Origin of the sequence: Pseudoalteromonas sp. Ps84H-4 (assembly GCF_024124645.1) — a bacterium.
Taxonomy (GTDB): Bacteria; Pseudomonadota; Gammaproteobacteria; order Enterobacterales; family Alteromonadaceae; genus Pseudoalteromonas; species Pseudoalteromonas lipolytica_C.
In genome coordinates, this window is sequence record NZ_JAMXSK010000008.1 from 75,056 (window position 1) to 88,859 (window position 13,804).

At 39.9% G+C, this 13,804-nt stretch carries 13 protein-coding genes; 4 read left to right on the top strand and 9 right to left on the bottom strand.

Annotation, left to right across the window (positions count from 1 at the left end; all coding sequences use genetic code 11):
- Positions 1 to 196: 196 nt before the first annotated feature.
- Positions 197 to 1,396 (top strand): tyrosine--tRNA ligase, encoded by a 1,200-nt coding sequence (gene tyrS, locus NH454_RS09340; RefSeq protein WP_135925836.1) that lies wholly within the window; start codon positions 197 to 199, stop codon positions 1,394 to 1,396.
- Positions 1,397 to 1,455: 59 nt separating this feature from the next.
- On the opposite strand, the gene ampE is transcribed toward tyrS, so the two are convergent.
- The 4 genes from ampE to folE2 all read right to left on the bottom strand — a co-directional run bounded on the left by ampE (position 1,456) and on the right by folE2 (position 4,840).
- The gene (gene ampE / locus NH454_RS09345; protein ID WP_253038840.1) at positions 1,456 to 2,406 is read right to left on the bottom strand and encodes a regulatory signaling modulator protein AmpE; all 951 of its coding nucleotides are present in this window, start codon (positions 2,404 to 2,406) and stop codon (positions 1,456 to 1,458) included.
- Position 2,407: 1 nt separating this feature from the next.
- Positions 2,408 to 3,115 (bottom strand): 5'-methylthioadenosine/S-adenosylhomocysteine nucleosidase, encoded by a 708-nt coding sequence (mtnN, locus tag NH454_RS09350; RefSeq protein ID WP_135925834.1) that lies wholly within the window; start codon positions 3,113 to 3,115, stop codon positions 2,408 to 2,410.
- A gap of 123 nt (positions 3,116 to 3,238) precedes the next feature.
- Positions 3,239 to 3,838, bottom strand: a complete 600-nt coding sequence (locus NH454_RS09355) for a DUF2726 domain-containing protein (RefSeq protein WP_135925833.1) — start codon at positions 3,836 to 3,838, stop codon at positions 3,239 to 3,241.
- An 81-nt stretch (positions 3,839 to 3,919) separates the two neighbouring features.
- The gene (gene folE2, locus NH454_RS09360; RefSeq protein ID WP_253038842.1) at positions 3,920 to 4,840 is read right to left on the bottom strand and encodes a GTP cyclohydrolase FolE2; all 921 of its coding nucleotides are present in this window, start codon (positions 4,838 to 4,840) and stop codon (positions 3,920 to 3,922) included.
- 175 nt (positions 4,841 to 5,015) lie between these two features.
- Here folE2 and arcB point away from each other — a divergent pair, with 175 nt between their 5' ends.
- Complete coding sequence (gene arcB / locus NH454_RS09365; RefSeq protein WP_253038844.1) at positions 5,016 to 7,343, top strand: aerobic respiration two-component sensor histidine kinase ArcB; 2,328 nt, start codon at positions 5,016 to 5,018, stop codon at positions 7,341 to 7,343.
- Positions 7,344 to 7,349: 6 nt separating this feature from the next.
- On the opposite strand, the gene arcA is transcribed toward arcB, so the two are convergent.
- The 5 genes from arcA to trmB form a co-directional block, all read right to left on the bottom strand.
- Positions 7,350 to 8,066 (bottom strand): two-component system response regulator ArcA, encoded by a 717-nt coding sequence (gene arcA, locus NH454_RS09370; RefSeq protein ID WP_054551295.1) that lies wholly within the window; start codon positions 8,064 to 8,066, stop codon positions 7,350 to 7,352.
- Positions 8,067 to 8,171: 105 nt separating this feature from the next.
- Complete coding sequence (locus NH454_RS09375; RefSeq protein ID WP_138558647.1) at positions 8,172 to 8,693, bottom strand: YfiR family protein; 522 nt, start codon at positions 8,691 to 8,693, stop codon at positions 8,172 to 8,174.
- Positions 8,693 to 10,315 carry an ATP-binding protein gene (locus NH454_RS09380; RefSeq protein WP_135925829.1) on the bottom strand — a complete coding sequence of 541 codons (1,623 nt, stop codon included), beginning with the start codon at positions 10,313 to 10,315 and terminating at the stop codon, positions 8,693 to 8,695. The genes NH454_RS09375 and NH454_RS09380 overlap by 1 nt, the downstream gene beginning before the upstream one ends.
- A 119-nt stretch (positions 10,316 to 10,434) precedes the next feature.
- A complete protein-coding gene (gene rsmC, locus NH454_RS09385) occupies positions 10,435 to 11,463 on the bottom strand; it encodes a 16S rRNA (guanine(1207)-N(2))-methyltransferase RsmC (protein ID WP_253038845.1) in 1,029 nt (342 codons plus the stop codon).
- Positions 11,464 to 11,480: 17 nt separating this feature from the next.
- Positions 11,481 to 12,206: a tRNA (guanosine(46)-N7)-methyltransferase TrmB gene (trmB, locus tag NH454_RS09390; protein WP_135925827.1), complete on the bottom strand. Its 726-nt coding sequence runs from the start codon at positions 12,204 to 12,206 to the stop codon at positions 11,481 to 11,483.
- 216 nt (positions 12,207 to 12,422) lie between these two features.
- On the opposite strand from trmB, the gene mutY reads away from it, so the two are divergent.
- Both mutY and NH454_RS09400 read left to right on the top strand, forming a co-directional pair.
- Positions 12,423 to 13,502 (top strand): A/G-specific adenine glycosylase, encoded by a 1,080-nt coding sequence (gene mutY / locus NH454_RS09395; protein WP_253038879.1) that lies wholly within the window; start codon positions 12,423 to 12,425, stop codon positions 13,500 to 13,502.
- Between the two features lie 15 nt (positions 13,503 to 13,517).
- Entirely contained in the window at positions 13,518 to 13,790 is a 273-nt protein-coding gene (locus tag NH454_RS09400; RefSeq protein ID WP_036970432.1) for an oxidative damage protection protein, read from the top strand.
- Positions 13,791 to 13,804 lie beyond the last annotated feature (14 nt).

The following is a 13,804-nucleotide window of genomic DNA, read 5'->3' on the forward strand; positions in this document are numbered from 1 at the left end:
ATAAAATGCAATAACGCGGTATAAAGAACAATCATGCGCGCTGCCTGCAGGGCTGTTTCTTAAACTATTTAAGTTAGGCTTTTTTTAGTGTCACTCTTTTGATGCTAACTAGCTAAATTTTAAAGTTTTTAGCTCTATAATTATAACCCTGACAGGCCACCACGCCCCGGTAGCTGAATTTTTGGAGTAATACACAGTGGATTTACAAACCGCTCTAGCTGAGATAAAACGCGGTGCAGAAGAGATATTAATTGAAGACGAATTAGTTGAAAAACTAAAGTCAGGTAAGAAACTTAAGATCAAAGCGGGTTTCGATCCAACTGCGCCTGATCTGCATTTAGGTCATACAGTTCTTATCAACAAAATGAAAACCTTCCAAGACTTAGGTCACGAAGTGATTTTCTTAATCGGTGATTTCACCGGTATGATTGGTGATCCAACGGGTAAAAACGTGACACGTAAACCGTTAACTCGTGAAGATGTTTTAGCCAACGCTGAAACATATAAAGAGCAAGTATTTAAGATCCTCGATCCTGCTAAAACAACTGTTGCATTTAACTCTACTTGGATGGAGAACTTAGGTGCTGCAGGTATGATTAAACTGGCTGCGCGTCAAACAGTAGCACGTATGCTAGAACGTGATGACTTTAAAAAGCGTTATGCCAATGGTCAATCAATTGCTATCCACGAATTTTTATATCCACTGGTACAAGGTTGGGACTCAGTTGCATTAGAAGCTGATGTTGAGCTTGGCGGTACAGACCAACGCTTTAACTTACTAATGGGTCGTGAACTACAAAAAGACGAAGGCCAAAAGCCACAAACAGTGCTTATGATGCCACTGCTTGAAGGTACCGATGGCGTTCAAAAGATGTCTAAGTCATTAGGTAACTATATTGGTATTACTGATGAGCCGAACGATATGTTTGGTAAAGTGATGTCTATTAGCGATGAGCTAATGTGGCGTTACTATGACTTATTAAGTGCATTATCAATCGAAGAAATTGCAGCTCTTAAGCAGCGTGTTGCTGATGGTGCAAACCCGCGCGACATCAAGATTGAATTAGCAAAAGAACTGATTGCACGTTTCCACAGTGAAGAAGCAGCCGAAGGTGCTCATCAAGATTTCATCAAGCGTTTCCAAAAGAATGCATTACCAGATGAGATCCCTGAAGTGACAGTTACTATCGCTGAAGACACAGTGTTTATCACTAACTTACTAAAAGAAGCTAATCTTGTTGCAAGTACCTCAGAAGCGATGCGTATGATCAAGCAAGGTGCAGTTAAATTAAATGGTGAAGAAAAAGTAACGGATACTAAGCTTGAAGTTGCAAAAGGCACTACTCAGATTTACCAAGTAGGTAAGCGTAAGTTTGCTAAAATCACCTTAGCTTAATCAAGCTAATAGAAATAAAAAAACCAGCTACGGCTGGTTTTTTTGTGCTTATATTTTGATTAGTTTGTGAATAGGCTAATTACTTCAATCCCGACTATCAGTAGTAACCAAAATGCTTTCGCTTGGTTTAAACGATTCACTAAAGCGGCAATATCATCAGCATTTGGTAAACGGTCGGTACCTACACGCATCTTATTAAATCGCTCTTCTTGGTATAGCGCCGGACCGCCTAATTGCACTTGTAATGCCGCAGAGGTCACACTTAATAGCCAGCCTGTATTAGTTTGATAAAAGTGTCTTCCATAGTGCTTAATATAATGAATACTCTGCTTGCTGGCATTGCTTGCAGCAATCGTTAAAGCCAATAATCGAATGGGTAACCACTCTAATACAAACAGTAGTTTAGCTATGGTAGTTAAAAACGGGTTATTTGGCTTACGATTCTTACGCCATGCTTGATGTATTAAAGTGAGTAAGCGATAAACCAAAGCAAAGATAGCGCCGCCAATTATATAAAAGAAAATAACGGCAAAATAATGCCGCGCACTTTGCAGCACCAGTGACTCCATGGTGGCTTTACAAATTCCAGGAGCCGATAAACGTGAAACATCACGAGCAACAAGGCTTGTAAGTAGCTCTCTTGCTGTCGCTTTTTGATTTAGCTTAACTAATCTTGCTATCCGCAGTGATTTTTTCTCTTGGGCACGACTACTTAGTAATAAATACAAAATTAAGCCGTTTAATAGCTCAGGATAAAAAGCAAATTCTAAAAAAAGTACAACCAGTGTCACTATAACTAACACAGTGAAGGTGAATGCCAAGGTTGATGCTAAATACTGATAACTTTTGGGGTTAGAAGGGCTGTATAAACGCTCACCAAGAGCAGAAAAAATAACGCTTAAAAAGGTATTAGGATGATACCAACTAACCAAAGGAAAAAAGCGCTCAGCAATGAGCGCCACAAAAAATACAATAATGTCCAAATGGTTTTGAACAATATTTGTAATCACCTTATAAACTCACCGACGTCAGCTTCTCTAAAAGAGCAACAACCATTTTTGATGAGTTGATAGATGCAGTTTCGATATACTCTTCAAATGATTGCGGTGATTCTTTGCCTGCTATGTCAGACATTGAACGAATAACAACAAATGGTGTTTCTAATACGTGGCAAGCCTGTGCAATTGCTGCGCCTTCCATTTCAACTGCAAGCATAGTTGGGAATTCAGCGCGAGTTTTTTCAATTCGTACTGGGTCACACATGAATGAGTCACCTGTACAGATTAGACCAATCATGGTCTTAACATCACTAATTTGACTTACGCTTTGCTCAGCCGCTTCAATCAGTTTAGGGTGTGCAGCAAAGCCTGCTGGCATTTGTGGCACCTGACCGATTTCGTAGCCAAATGCAGTAACGTCTACGTCATGATGACGTACTTCTGATGAGATAACTACATCGCCAACGTTTAATGATGGCTCAAAACCACCTGCAGAGCCTGTGTTGATCACACAATCAGGGCTAAAATTATCGATAAGCAGTGTTGTTGCAACAGCAGATGCAACTTTACCAATACCTGACTGTACTAAAGTAACTTTATTACCCGCTAATTCACCAGTGTAAAATGTAAAGCCAGCCTTAGTCATAGTGCTTGGGTTTGCCATTGCTTCGCGTAAAATTTTTACTTCTGGCTCCATCGCGCCAATAATACCAACGTGCATAATATTTGATTCCTTAGATTGAATACCGAGATTATATACGCAACCAGGTATGGTTACGAGAATCAGCTAGCGGAAAAACAAAAAAGCAGACCTAAAGTCTGCTTTCGCCAAATTTATGACAGCTTATATTTCAGCAAGTGCTGTAGCTGTTGAATGTGCTTTTGCTTGTGATGGTGATAATACAGCTGGCTTAGTTACGCGATTTCGCGTTGGTCTAATTGGTGCTGCCGCAGGCTTACCAAGCTTGAACATGATTGCATCACGTACTTCTCTTGGTTGATATCCTGATTTTACTTTCATACGAATATGAGGAATACCCGCAGCTTCTAATGCGCCACTTACAAACCAATCACGCTGAGCTTTATGGCCATCGCGGTTAGTGTTGTTAACTAAATCAACAGCGGCAACAATGGTAAGTTTGTCTTTGTCGATTAGTACATAATCTAGTTGCTTATTTTTGGCTTTGGCAATAGCTGCGCGTTTAGCTTTAACAGACAAGCCTTGTTTGCAGTCAATTAAATCAATGAGTTTAACGCGACTCACGATTTTGTATTGATCGCCAACGGCACGTTCAAGAAGATGTAAAAATGCACTCTCTACTTGCGTAAAAACACTTTGCTTACGAGTGAAAGGATAAGGGTTTCCGCCTTCATCGGTAAACTTTGACGCAACAACAGAGGCTACTACGACTAAAACTAAAATTGATAATAAAGCGAATTCCATATGGTAACTCCACAACAACAAATTGACACTCAAAATAATTAGCAATTAGTGTGCCTAAGTGTGCGGAGTCACCTGAATTTTTTAAGCCGTGTAGCCGCCATCAATTCCTTTAACAGCAATTGCCACTGCATCGTGGGCATGAAGTGATTCGTAGTGGTTTATTTGTAGCCAGTAATCTGCGTAATCTTGCTCTTCGAGTAAGCCTTTAATTTTACGTGCAGCGTCTTCGCAGAACATTAGGTTTTGACCATTTAAGCGGGCAAACTCTTGCTCGTCTTCACGTTTAACGGCTGCTTGCACAGGCGTTTTAAGCTCTGCTTCTAAAGCATCAATCAAGCCAACCACATCAAAACTATCAATTTCGCTGTCGAGCTTTACTTTGACGTTTGCAATTGAGCGCTGTGAGTGTGGTGTAGCCACAATTCCATCTGTTGTGCCCAGCCATTCTAAAACAGTCTGCTTATCAATATCTTGCTCTGCAAACTTTTCGCTAAATGCATTTTGAATTAATTGTCGTGCAAGGGCCGCTGAGCATGGGCATGTTGACGAGTAGGTCACATCAACCATTAATTCAAAGCTTAATACACCTTGGTTTATTTTAGCGATTAAGTGGATAGGGTAGTTTTTCCAGCCCACTTTACCACTTAATAGTGATTTGCGGCGCAAAGGCAACTCAAATTTAAACTCGATCTGTGCTTGGTCACTTAGGTCATCATGACTACTGATAAAGGCATCAAGTGCTTGAGCAAGGGTTTGGGGATTAACTTGTTGCTCGGTTGATAAGGTATCAAGCGCCAAAAATAAACGCGACATATGAATGCCTTTGGCATCTTCTTTATGTAAATTAACAAAGGCGCGTGCTTTAGCAATTACATTTACTGGGGCTTGGTTACGAGTTTCAAAAATGAAAGGTAGTTCAATTTCACCCATGCCAACCCAGTCTAACTTACCCGTTTTTAACGCTGGGGCCGTATCAGCAATATCTGGCATTGTGGTTTGCATGGTAATACTCATTCTTTGCAATTAATAAAGCGCGATATTTTACATGAAAAAATATAAAAAGAAGTGCCATACGCGAAAAAATTATATGTTTATCGCACAATGTGAATATTTCTAAAGGATTAGTGATAAAATTAGCTATGCTGTTTTTTTCGATTATGTGCCTAAGCTTTAATATATGATTGATTCTTCTATGAGTCCGTGGGCTCGCACACTCTCAAGCTTTATTTCTAAATACGGTGAATTTAAGACCGCTGCGGCTTGCTATGCCTTATTATTAGTGATGTCGCTGATTTTATCTTGCATGTTTTATTATGTTGCAGTGGGTACTGTCACCTTGGTGGATGTTTTAGCGGTGATGTTTTTTACCGCAGTTGTATCGCCTATTTTGATTTCGGTACTGCTAAATTCAATTCGCCAGCTCGAAGCATCATATAGCTATTTAGATAGTGCCACTAAGCAAGAAAAACTATTAAACCAAACGTTAAAAGACAATATCAGTCGCTTAAATGAAGAGATTGATGAGCGTAAAATGGCGTTTCACGCTAAGCACAGAGCAATTGAAGAGCTCAGACGTGAAATCGCTGAGCGCAAGAAAACTCAACAAGAATTAGCCCAACAAGGTATGTTATTGCGCTCAATTGTCGACTCCTCTCCTGATTTATTTTATTACCGTGATAACAACGGCGTCTTTGCTGGCTGTAATAAAATGTTTGAGCAAGTGATTGGAAAAAGTGGCGAAGAGTTAATTGGCAAAAGTGTAGAGGAAATCTACCCAAGTAATTACTTACCTGAAGTACTGCGCACCGACAAAAAAGTATCCCAAACGCACCAAGCCCTAACGCTTGATGTTGAATATCCCGTTAATGGTGAAAAGCGCTGGTTTGAGATGCGTAAGTTACCGTTTATTAACGAAAAAGGGGAATATATTGGTTTGCTCGCTTTCGGTCGTGATATCACCAGCCGTAAAGAAGCCGCACAAGCGCTTGAAGCAGCTTATAAAGACAAAGGGAAGTTTATTGCCACATTGAGTCATGAACTTAGAACGCCTTTGAATGGCATTGTAGGCTTAACACGCATGTTGCTTGATACCGAGCTAGATAAACAGCAGCGTAGTTGGTGTAACACAGTGTTTTCGAGTGCTGAAACCCTTGGTAATATTTTTAACGATATTATTGATTTAGATAAAATTGACCGTGAGCAGCTAGATATCGTTACTGACTCAGTAAATGTAGCTGACTTTATAAATGATGTTGTTAACTTTGCTGGCCTAATTGCTGAACAAAAGAGTCTTGATTTTAACATCAAACGAAAAGGCACGCTGGATGTGTATGCATCGCTTGACCCAACTCGGTTACGTCAGGTTGTATGGAACTTAATAAATAATGCCGTTAAGTTTACACAGCAAGGTCATGTTGAGCTTGAATGTATTCGTGAAAATCGCCCAGATGGTCCTTGGTTAGTGATGCGTGTTAGTGATACCGGTCAGGGGATCCCGCAAGAACAACTACACCGTATTTTTGACATGTACTACAAAGCACCAGACATCAATGGCACCAATGCTATTGGCTCAGGTATTGGGCTTGCAGTAACAAAAGCACTGGTTACTGCGATGAAAGGTGAAATACATGTAAGCAGCACAGAAGGTGAGGGCAGCGTTTTTGTGGTAGAGATCCCACTTAAACTCTGTATTGCGCCTACAGAGCAAAATTATGCGGTTCGTAGTTTAAACATTCTACTTGTTGAAGATGTCCCGCTTAACGCTGAAATTGCCACAAATTTACTTGAGCAGCGTGGTCACGAAGTTATTTGGGCTGAAACCGGTGAAGATGCGCTGTCGTTTGTCTACACAGAAGATGACTTAGACCTCGTATTACTTGATATGCAATTGCCAGATATCAACGGTGATGAAGTTGCTCGCCAAATTCGTGACGATGAGCACTTTGATAACCTACCAATCGTTGCCTTAACTGCTAACGTGCGTAGTGCTGAAGAAGAGCTTGCTGGTATTAGCATTCAAGGCGCGCTTGCGAAGCCTATTAATACAACCAAGCTTGATAAAATGCTTGGTGAGCTGTTTGATATTAAACAACAAAAAAGTTGTCAGTCAGAAACAATCAAGCCAGTGTCAGTCAAAGATTTGTCAGGTATCCGCGTTGAGTTACTTGATATTGAAACCATTGAAGACTTTGTTGGTTCAATGGGGTTAACTATCTTCAACCGTAGTTGTGAGCTGTTTAATAAGCTAAACCCACAATATCAAACTGAGCTTGCAGATGCGTTAGCAGCAGATGATAGAGAAGAGTACAAATCGGTGGCGCATAAATTAAAAGGCGCAGCTGGCTCTGTAGGCTTAAACGATGTTCAGTTACACGCTAAGAAGATGGAGCATGGAGCGCTTGAAGAAAGTAGTGAAGAGTTACAACAGTGGCTTGATGAACTAGCAGTTAAAATAAATGAAGGGCGCGAAGCCCTCCAATTATTTTTACAACAACTAGAAAATTAATTCTAATTAGCTGTCGATTTTACCGATGAAACGATAGCCTTCACCATGGATGGTGCTGATTAGTTCAGATGTGCTGTTATCGCTTTCAAAGTGTTTTCTGATACGACGAATTGTTACGTCTACAGTACGGTCGTTAGCGCGAAGCTCACGGCCAGTCATATGCTTGATTAATTGCTCACGGCTGAAAATACGGCCCGGTGAGTCAAGCATTAAGCGTAGCGCGCGGTATTCACCTTTAGGTAAACGTTTAGCGTCACCACTTGGAGATGTTAAACAACGGCTGTTTTCATCAAGTTCCCAACCGTTAAATGTAATAACACCGTTTGTTTCGATATTTGCTTCTTCGCCGCCTAAAGCTGTGCGCGAAATTAGGTTACGAGCACGGATAGTTAGCTCGCGCGGGTTAAATGGTTTTGTGATGTAATCATCAGCACCAATTTCTAGACCTAAAATGCGATCAACGTCGTTGTCACGACCTGTTAAGAAAATTAAACCCACGTTTCGTTTTTGACGAAGTTCACGTGCTAAGATTAGCCCGTTTTTACCTGGTAGGTTGATGTCCATAACTACAAGGTTCACATCATCATTATTTGTAAGCTTGTCATGCATATCATCGCCATCAATGGCTTCAATAACTTTGTAACCTTCAGCTTCAAATAAACTAACGAGGTTTAGTCGAGTTACGTCTTCATCCTCTACGATCAGAATGACTGGCGTTTGCATTGTATATTAACCTTTTCGGAAATTTTATTTACAAAAATTCGGTATTATCAAGCAAAACCGAATACTAGAGATTATAGGATTAGATCCAATTGTTAACAAGTAAAATCAATTTGGATAAAACTTAGCCATAGCTAACAATCGAGATTGCACTTTAAAGTTATGCTGCAATACGTGCTGCTTATTGATATACAGTCGGATTTTATTTCCTTCTTGAACCAGAGAGGCTATACCGCCATTTTCTAAAAAACTAATACTTTCGCCTATTGTTAAAGTATTTAATGAAATTGTATCGGTCCAAAGTGGAAGTATATCATTTTCTAATGTTTCATCAATGTATGTGATATCACAAACTTGAGAAAGTTCAGAAATTTGCTGAGTTTTTTTCACTAAAATTACTTTGATTGGTTTTTTGTTAATTTGCAGTTCATTTTTCTCTTTAAGATACGAGCCCGGACCATTTTCTAAATCGTAAAAACAAAATGTAACAGGGGGAGGATCTACTTGATCATCAAACTTGGTGAACTTGGCAATCTGATATAAAAATGCAGACTTAACTTGCTCTGGTGACTTTGCGAAAGCAGAGTTCACACTAAGCAAAAGAACGACTAAATAACACATCCAACGCATCACATGTCACCTTCATGCAAAGGTAGTGTGATTATAAAGTGCACGCCTTCTTGATTAAGCTCATCATATACAATTGTTCCTCCAAGTGCTTGGGTTACAAGGTTGTAAACTAGGTGCATACCTAAACCGCTTCCGCCTTCACCTCGCTTAGTGGTGACAAAAGGATCAAAAATACGCTTCTTAATTGATTTATCAACACCAATACCATTGTCATAGTAATCGATAATAAGGCTGCTCTCATTACGTTCAACGTCAAATCTAACTTCGTTGCCAATATCATCAGTAAAGCCGTGAATAACAGAATTGCTTAACAGTTGCTGTAATACTTGTTGTAACGGTCCAGATTTAGTTTCGATGCTAAAGTTACTATTACAATTGATGATGATTTTTGGGTTGCGGTATTGTATTTCTGATCGCATCGACATAATTACATCACTTAATAAGTCATGCAGATTTATTTTGGTACTCATTTCTACATCTTGATTCACAGCTACTTTTTTAAAGCTAGAAACCAATTCTGCTGCACGGTTAAGGTTTCGATAAATTAAGTCGAGGTTTTCAATACCATCATCTATGAAACGCTTTAGGTGTGATGAGGTTAAGGTTTTTTGCTCAAATAAACTGTTTATTTCTGCAAGTTTATCGCGAAGTAATGTTGAACCTGTGATACCTAAACCAATCGGCGTGTTAACTTCATGGGCAACGCCTGCGACCATTTGGCCAAGAGAGGCCATTTTTTCATTTTCTACAATTTGGTTTTGATATTGATGCATTCGCTCAAGGGTATTGAGTAGCTCTTGATTCGCTTCTCGTAGGGCGATTGTGCGCTGATTTACTTTTTCTTCAAGGCTTTGGTTCAGTTGCTTAATTTCTTGCTTGTCATTTTCATGGCGTTCAATCTGCTTTTGAGTACGGGCAAGCATGATATTTAAGCTATTAGCTAGTTGATTGATCTCGTCAACATTGGTTTTTTGCGCACGTGTTTCGTAGTTGTGGTTTCTAGATACGTCTTGCAGCAGGTTACTCAAATTATCGATTGGGTTTGCTATGCGTTTTTGAATGCGTCTAGAAACAAAATACACAATAACCAAGACAAAAAGAGTCAACAAAATATCGATAAAAATCTTCTTGTTAATATATTGGTTTAGTCTTTCTAAGTCACCACGGACATAGGCATAGCCAATCGTATTACCTTCATAAACAATAGGTTTTATTAGCTCTATCGCTTTGTTTTTAAATTGAGGTTCTAATAGCTCATCAATATTATTAACTTTAATTGGTACTGGAGGGGTTCTTATTGCGTTAAAGCTACTAAAGAATTTAGGCTTATTTGATAACTCATCAATAGCATAAATGTGCACATTTTTGATCATAGGCACAGATTCAAATAGTTTTAAACGCTCTGCTTCTGTTTCATTATCATCAAAAAGCACTGTTACTTGCGCATTGTAGGCAATGATTTCTGCAAGTAGGGTGATTTTGTCAACGATTAACGCTTTTTGTTCTTTAACGTCAAGGTAAGTCGATATCGAAATCGACAAAGACAGGCATAGCGCAGTGACGAGCATGACCGCATTTGCCAACGCTTTACGAATACTTGTTTGTGCCGAAAATAGTGACATGCGCGATAGAAGGCCAATCTTTTTATATTGTTATTAAAAATTAAGTCTAGCAAAAACAGAAAAAGTAACTAAATATTTAATAAAATATTTTTGTTATGAATAAGCTATTTTACAAATTGTTATGAAGCTGAGTAAACGGCAAATTTAGTATTTTTAAAATCGGTGCTGTACTGGCCAAATTGCGCTTCTAAAATGGGTGGATATTTTAAGAAGCTGTTAGCAACAATGGTCAATTTTCCTTGCTTACTCAAGTGCTGCTTTGCAGAGCTTAGAAAGGCCTCGGCAATGGTGTAGTCTGTGGCAATACCCGTGTGGAAAGGCGGGTTACTGATAATTAAATCAAATTTACCCTCAATGCTTGCTAAACCATCACTTAATATGGCTTCACCTTTGAGATTATTTAGTGCCAGTGTTTGTTCTGTGGCGTAAGTTGCAAGGGCACTTACATCGCTACAAACAAATTCTAGCTCAGGCTGCTTTAAACCTAAGTAGGTGGCAATTATGCCTGCCCCACAAGCAAAATCGAGCACTTTTCCCTTGTTAATAGAAGGGGCATGGTTAAGTAGTACCGCGGTACCAACATCAAGAGCACCGTGGTTAAATACCCCTGGTACACTGATAGCAGTGAATTCAACATCACCAGCTTTAACTTGGAATTGTTTGTGATAGCGGCTGATATCGAAGTTATCATTTAACTTAAGCTCAGAGAACATATACAAAATACAATGCTTAGCACTATCGATTTTGTTACTAAAGCCACAGTGGTCCTTTAGTTGTTTCTCTGCTGATTTAACGCCGCTTTTATTTTCACCAACCACAAAAAGCTGAGCATCTTGCTGGCAAACAGCACGGATATTATCAAGGCACATTAGTGCCTCTGGCTTAGCTTTTGGGTAGTAATAGATAACTAAATCGTAGTTACCATTTGGAATAGTGTGATCAACCACAGCATGTACACCTGCAATTTTGCTGGCATACATGGCATTAGCGTGGTTATAACTGAACGCAGTAATTTTTGCGTCTGGGTTTAGCGTTTTAAGTTCGCGTAAAAAGCCATCTTGCTCAAAGTTAACCACTAAAATCGACTGGCCAACAAGTTCGTCTTCATTTCGAAGCAATAATAAACTTGGGTTGGTTAACTTACTCATGCTGCTTTTACCTTTTATTACTTAGTACGCTCAAACATCAAGTCCCATACGCCGTGACCTAAGCGATGACCGCGTTGCTCAAATTTTGTCAATGGACGTGAATCTGGGCGAGGAACGTAATCATTGGTTTCTGATTGGTTTTTGTAACCTTCAGCAACTTGCATTACTTCAAGCATATGCTCGGCATAGTTTTCCCAGTCAGTCGCCATGTGAAAAACACCACCAATTTTTAATTTGCTACGTAGTTTTTGCGCAAACTCAGGCTGCACGATACGACGCTTGTGGTGACGCTTTTTATGCCATGGATCAGGGAAAAATAATTGCAGTTTAGATAAACTCTCATCAGCAATACAATCAGCAAGCACTTCAACTGCATCATGCTCGAATACACGTAAGTTGGTGATCCCTGCTTCGTCAGCGTCCATTAAACAAGCGCCAACACCAGGGCGATGAACTTCAATACCAATAAAGTTAAGTTCTGGTGCGTTTTTAGCCATTTCAACCAGTGATTTACCCATACCAAAGCCGATTTCTAGTACGACATCGTTATCGTTACCGAATACTTCTTTTAGATCGAGCATACCATTTTTATGCTCAAGGCCCATTGTTGGCCAACACTTTTCGATGGCGGCTGCTTGGCCCTTTGTTAGGCGACCTTCGCGCTTAACGAAACTACGAATCGTGCGGATATATTTACCCTCTTGCTTTGCTTGCTCGAGGTTTGGGTTACTTGAGTCATTCATATAATTTGGCCTGATAAAAAACACTGACTATAGAAAAAGGTTGCGTATTATCCCTGACCTGCGCCTTGAGTACAATAGTAAGAACCTGTTTATCTTTCGAGATTAATTTTGCAGCCATATGTGGGCTATTTAGGCAAGGCGGAGTCGGTTCGACTTGCTTGGCCTAACTAACTGCAATAGACTTGGCCGCAATGAGCTTCAGCAAGTAAAGATGTTATTTTGAATTTAAGCAATAAGGAGTCAACTTGGTTTGCAAACCAAGTGGTTGACTGGTATCACCTTCACGGCCGTAAAACTCTTCCATGGCAGTTAAATAAAACCCCTTATAAGGTATGGATCTCTGAGGTCATGCTACAGCAGACTCAAGTCGTAACTGTTATTCCTTACTTTGAAAAGTTTATGCAAAGCTTTCCTGACATCATTGCGCTTGCTAATGCGGATGAAGATCAGGTGTTGCACCACTGGACTGGCCTTGGCTATTACGCTCGTGCACGCAACTTACATAAAACAGCAAAAATAGTTCGTGATAAATACCAAGGGCAATTTCCAACCACACTTGAAGAGGTGATGGACTTGCCTGGCATTGGTCGCTCTACTGCAGGGGCTATCTTGTCTTTATCGCTTGGCCAACATCACCCAATTCTAGACGGTAATGTAAAACGAGTACTGGCGCGCTTTTTTATGATTGAAGGCTGGTATGGGGTGAAAAAGGTCGAAAACCAGCTTTGGTCATTATCATCGCAATTAACCCCTAAAGAGTCGGTCACTGAGTTTAATCAGGCAATGATGGATTTAGGTGCAAGCCTTTGTTCGCGTAGTAAATTTGATTGTGAGCCGTGCCCTTTAAATAGTAAATGCCTTGCTTTTAATGAAGGCAAAGTTAAAGAGTTCCCACATTCAAAACCGAAAAAGGCAGTGCCTAAAAAGTCATGTCATCAGCTGATCCTAGCCTGTGACAATAAAGTACTTATGGAAAAACGTCCGAGCTCTGGAATATGGGGCGGCTTGTTTGGCTTTTTTGAGTTTGGCGAATTAACTGAACTAGAAACATTTTTAGCTCAGCACGGTTTAACTGCAAATACGCAGGCACTTGAAGCCTTTACCCATGTGTTTTCACATTTTGAACTGACTATTAATCCGCATGTTTTAACATTGCCAAATATTCCAGATCTCATCAATGAGCGACAACTGGTTTGGTATCCGCTTGATGAGTCAGTTGAAGTTGGCCTTGCAGCGCCAACGAAAAAGCTGGTTAAACAATTAAGCACAATAGATTACAATAGCATCACGCAATAAGAGTAGAGAGCAATTATGGCACGTACAGTATTTTGTCAAAAGTTACAAAAAGAAGCTGAAGGCTTAGGCTTCCAACTATACCCAGGTGAGCTTGGTGAAAAGATTTTCAACAACATCAGTAAAGAAGCGTGGGGCCAATGGCAACACAAGCAAACGATGTTGATTAACGAAAAGCATTTAAACATGATGGACCCAGAGCACCGTGCTTTTTTAGAAGAGCAAATGGTCGGTTTCTTATTTGAAGGTAAAGACGTAGAAATCGAAGGCTACCGTCCACCAGAAAAATAAACCAAGAAAATAAA

Coding starts and splice junctions, on each gene's coding strand:
- mtnN (WP_135925834.1), bottom strand. CDS start 3,115: ATGCACGTTGGTATTATTGGCGCGATGGAGCCAGAAGTAAAAATTTTA.
- NH454_RS09355 (WP_135925833.1), bottom strand. CDS start 3,838: ATGGAATTCGCTTTATTATCAATTTTAGTTTTAGTCGTAGTAGCCTCT.
- folE2 (WP_253038842.1), bottom strand. CDS start 4,840: ATGCAAACCACAATGCCAGATATTGCTGATACGGCCCCAGCGTTAAAA.
- arcB (WP_253038844.1), top strand. CDS start 5,016: ATGATTGATTCTTCTATGAGTCCGTGGGCTCGCACACTCTCAAGCTTT.
- arcA (WP_054551295.1), bottom strand. CDS start 8,066: ATGCAAACGCCAGTCATTCTGATCGTAGAGGATGAAGACGTAACTCGA.
- NH454_RS09375 (WP_138558647.1), bottom strand. CDS start 8,693: ATGCGTTGGATGTGTTATTTAGTCGTTCTTTTGCTTAGTGTGAACTCT.
- NH454_RS09380 (WP_135925829.1), bottom strand. CDS start 10,315: ATGTCACTATTTTCGGCACAAACAAGTATTCGTAAAGCGTTGGCAAAT.
- rsmC (WP_253038845.1), bottom strand. CDS start 11,463: ATGAGTAAGTTAACCAACCCAAGTTTATTATTGCTTCGAAATGAAGAC.
- trmB (WP_135925827.1), bottom strand. CDS start 12,206: ATGAATGACTCAAGTAACCCAAACCTCGAGCAAGCAAAGCAAGAGGGT.
- NH454_RS09400 (WP_036970432.1), top strand. CDS start 13,518: ATGGCACGTACAGTATTTTGTCAAAAGTTACAAAAAGAAGCTGAAGGC.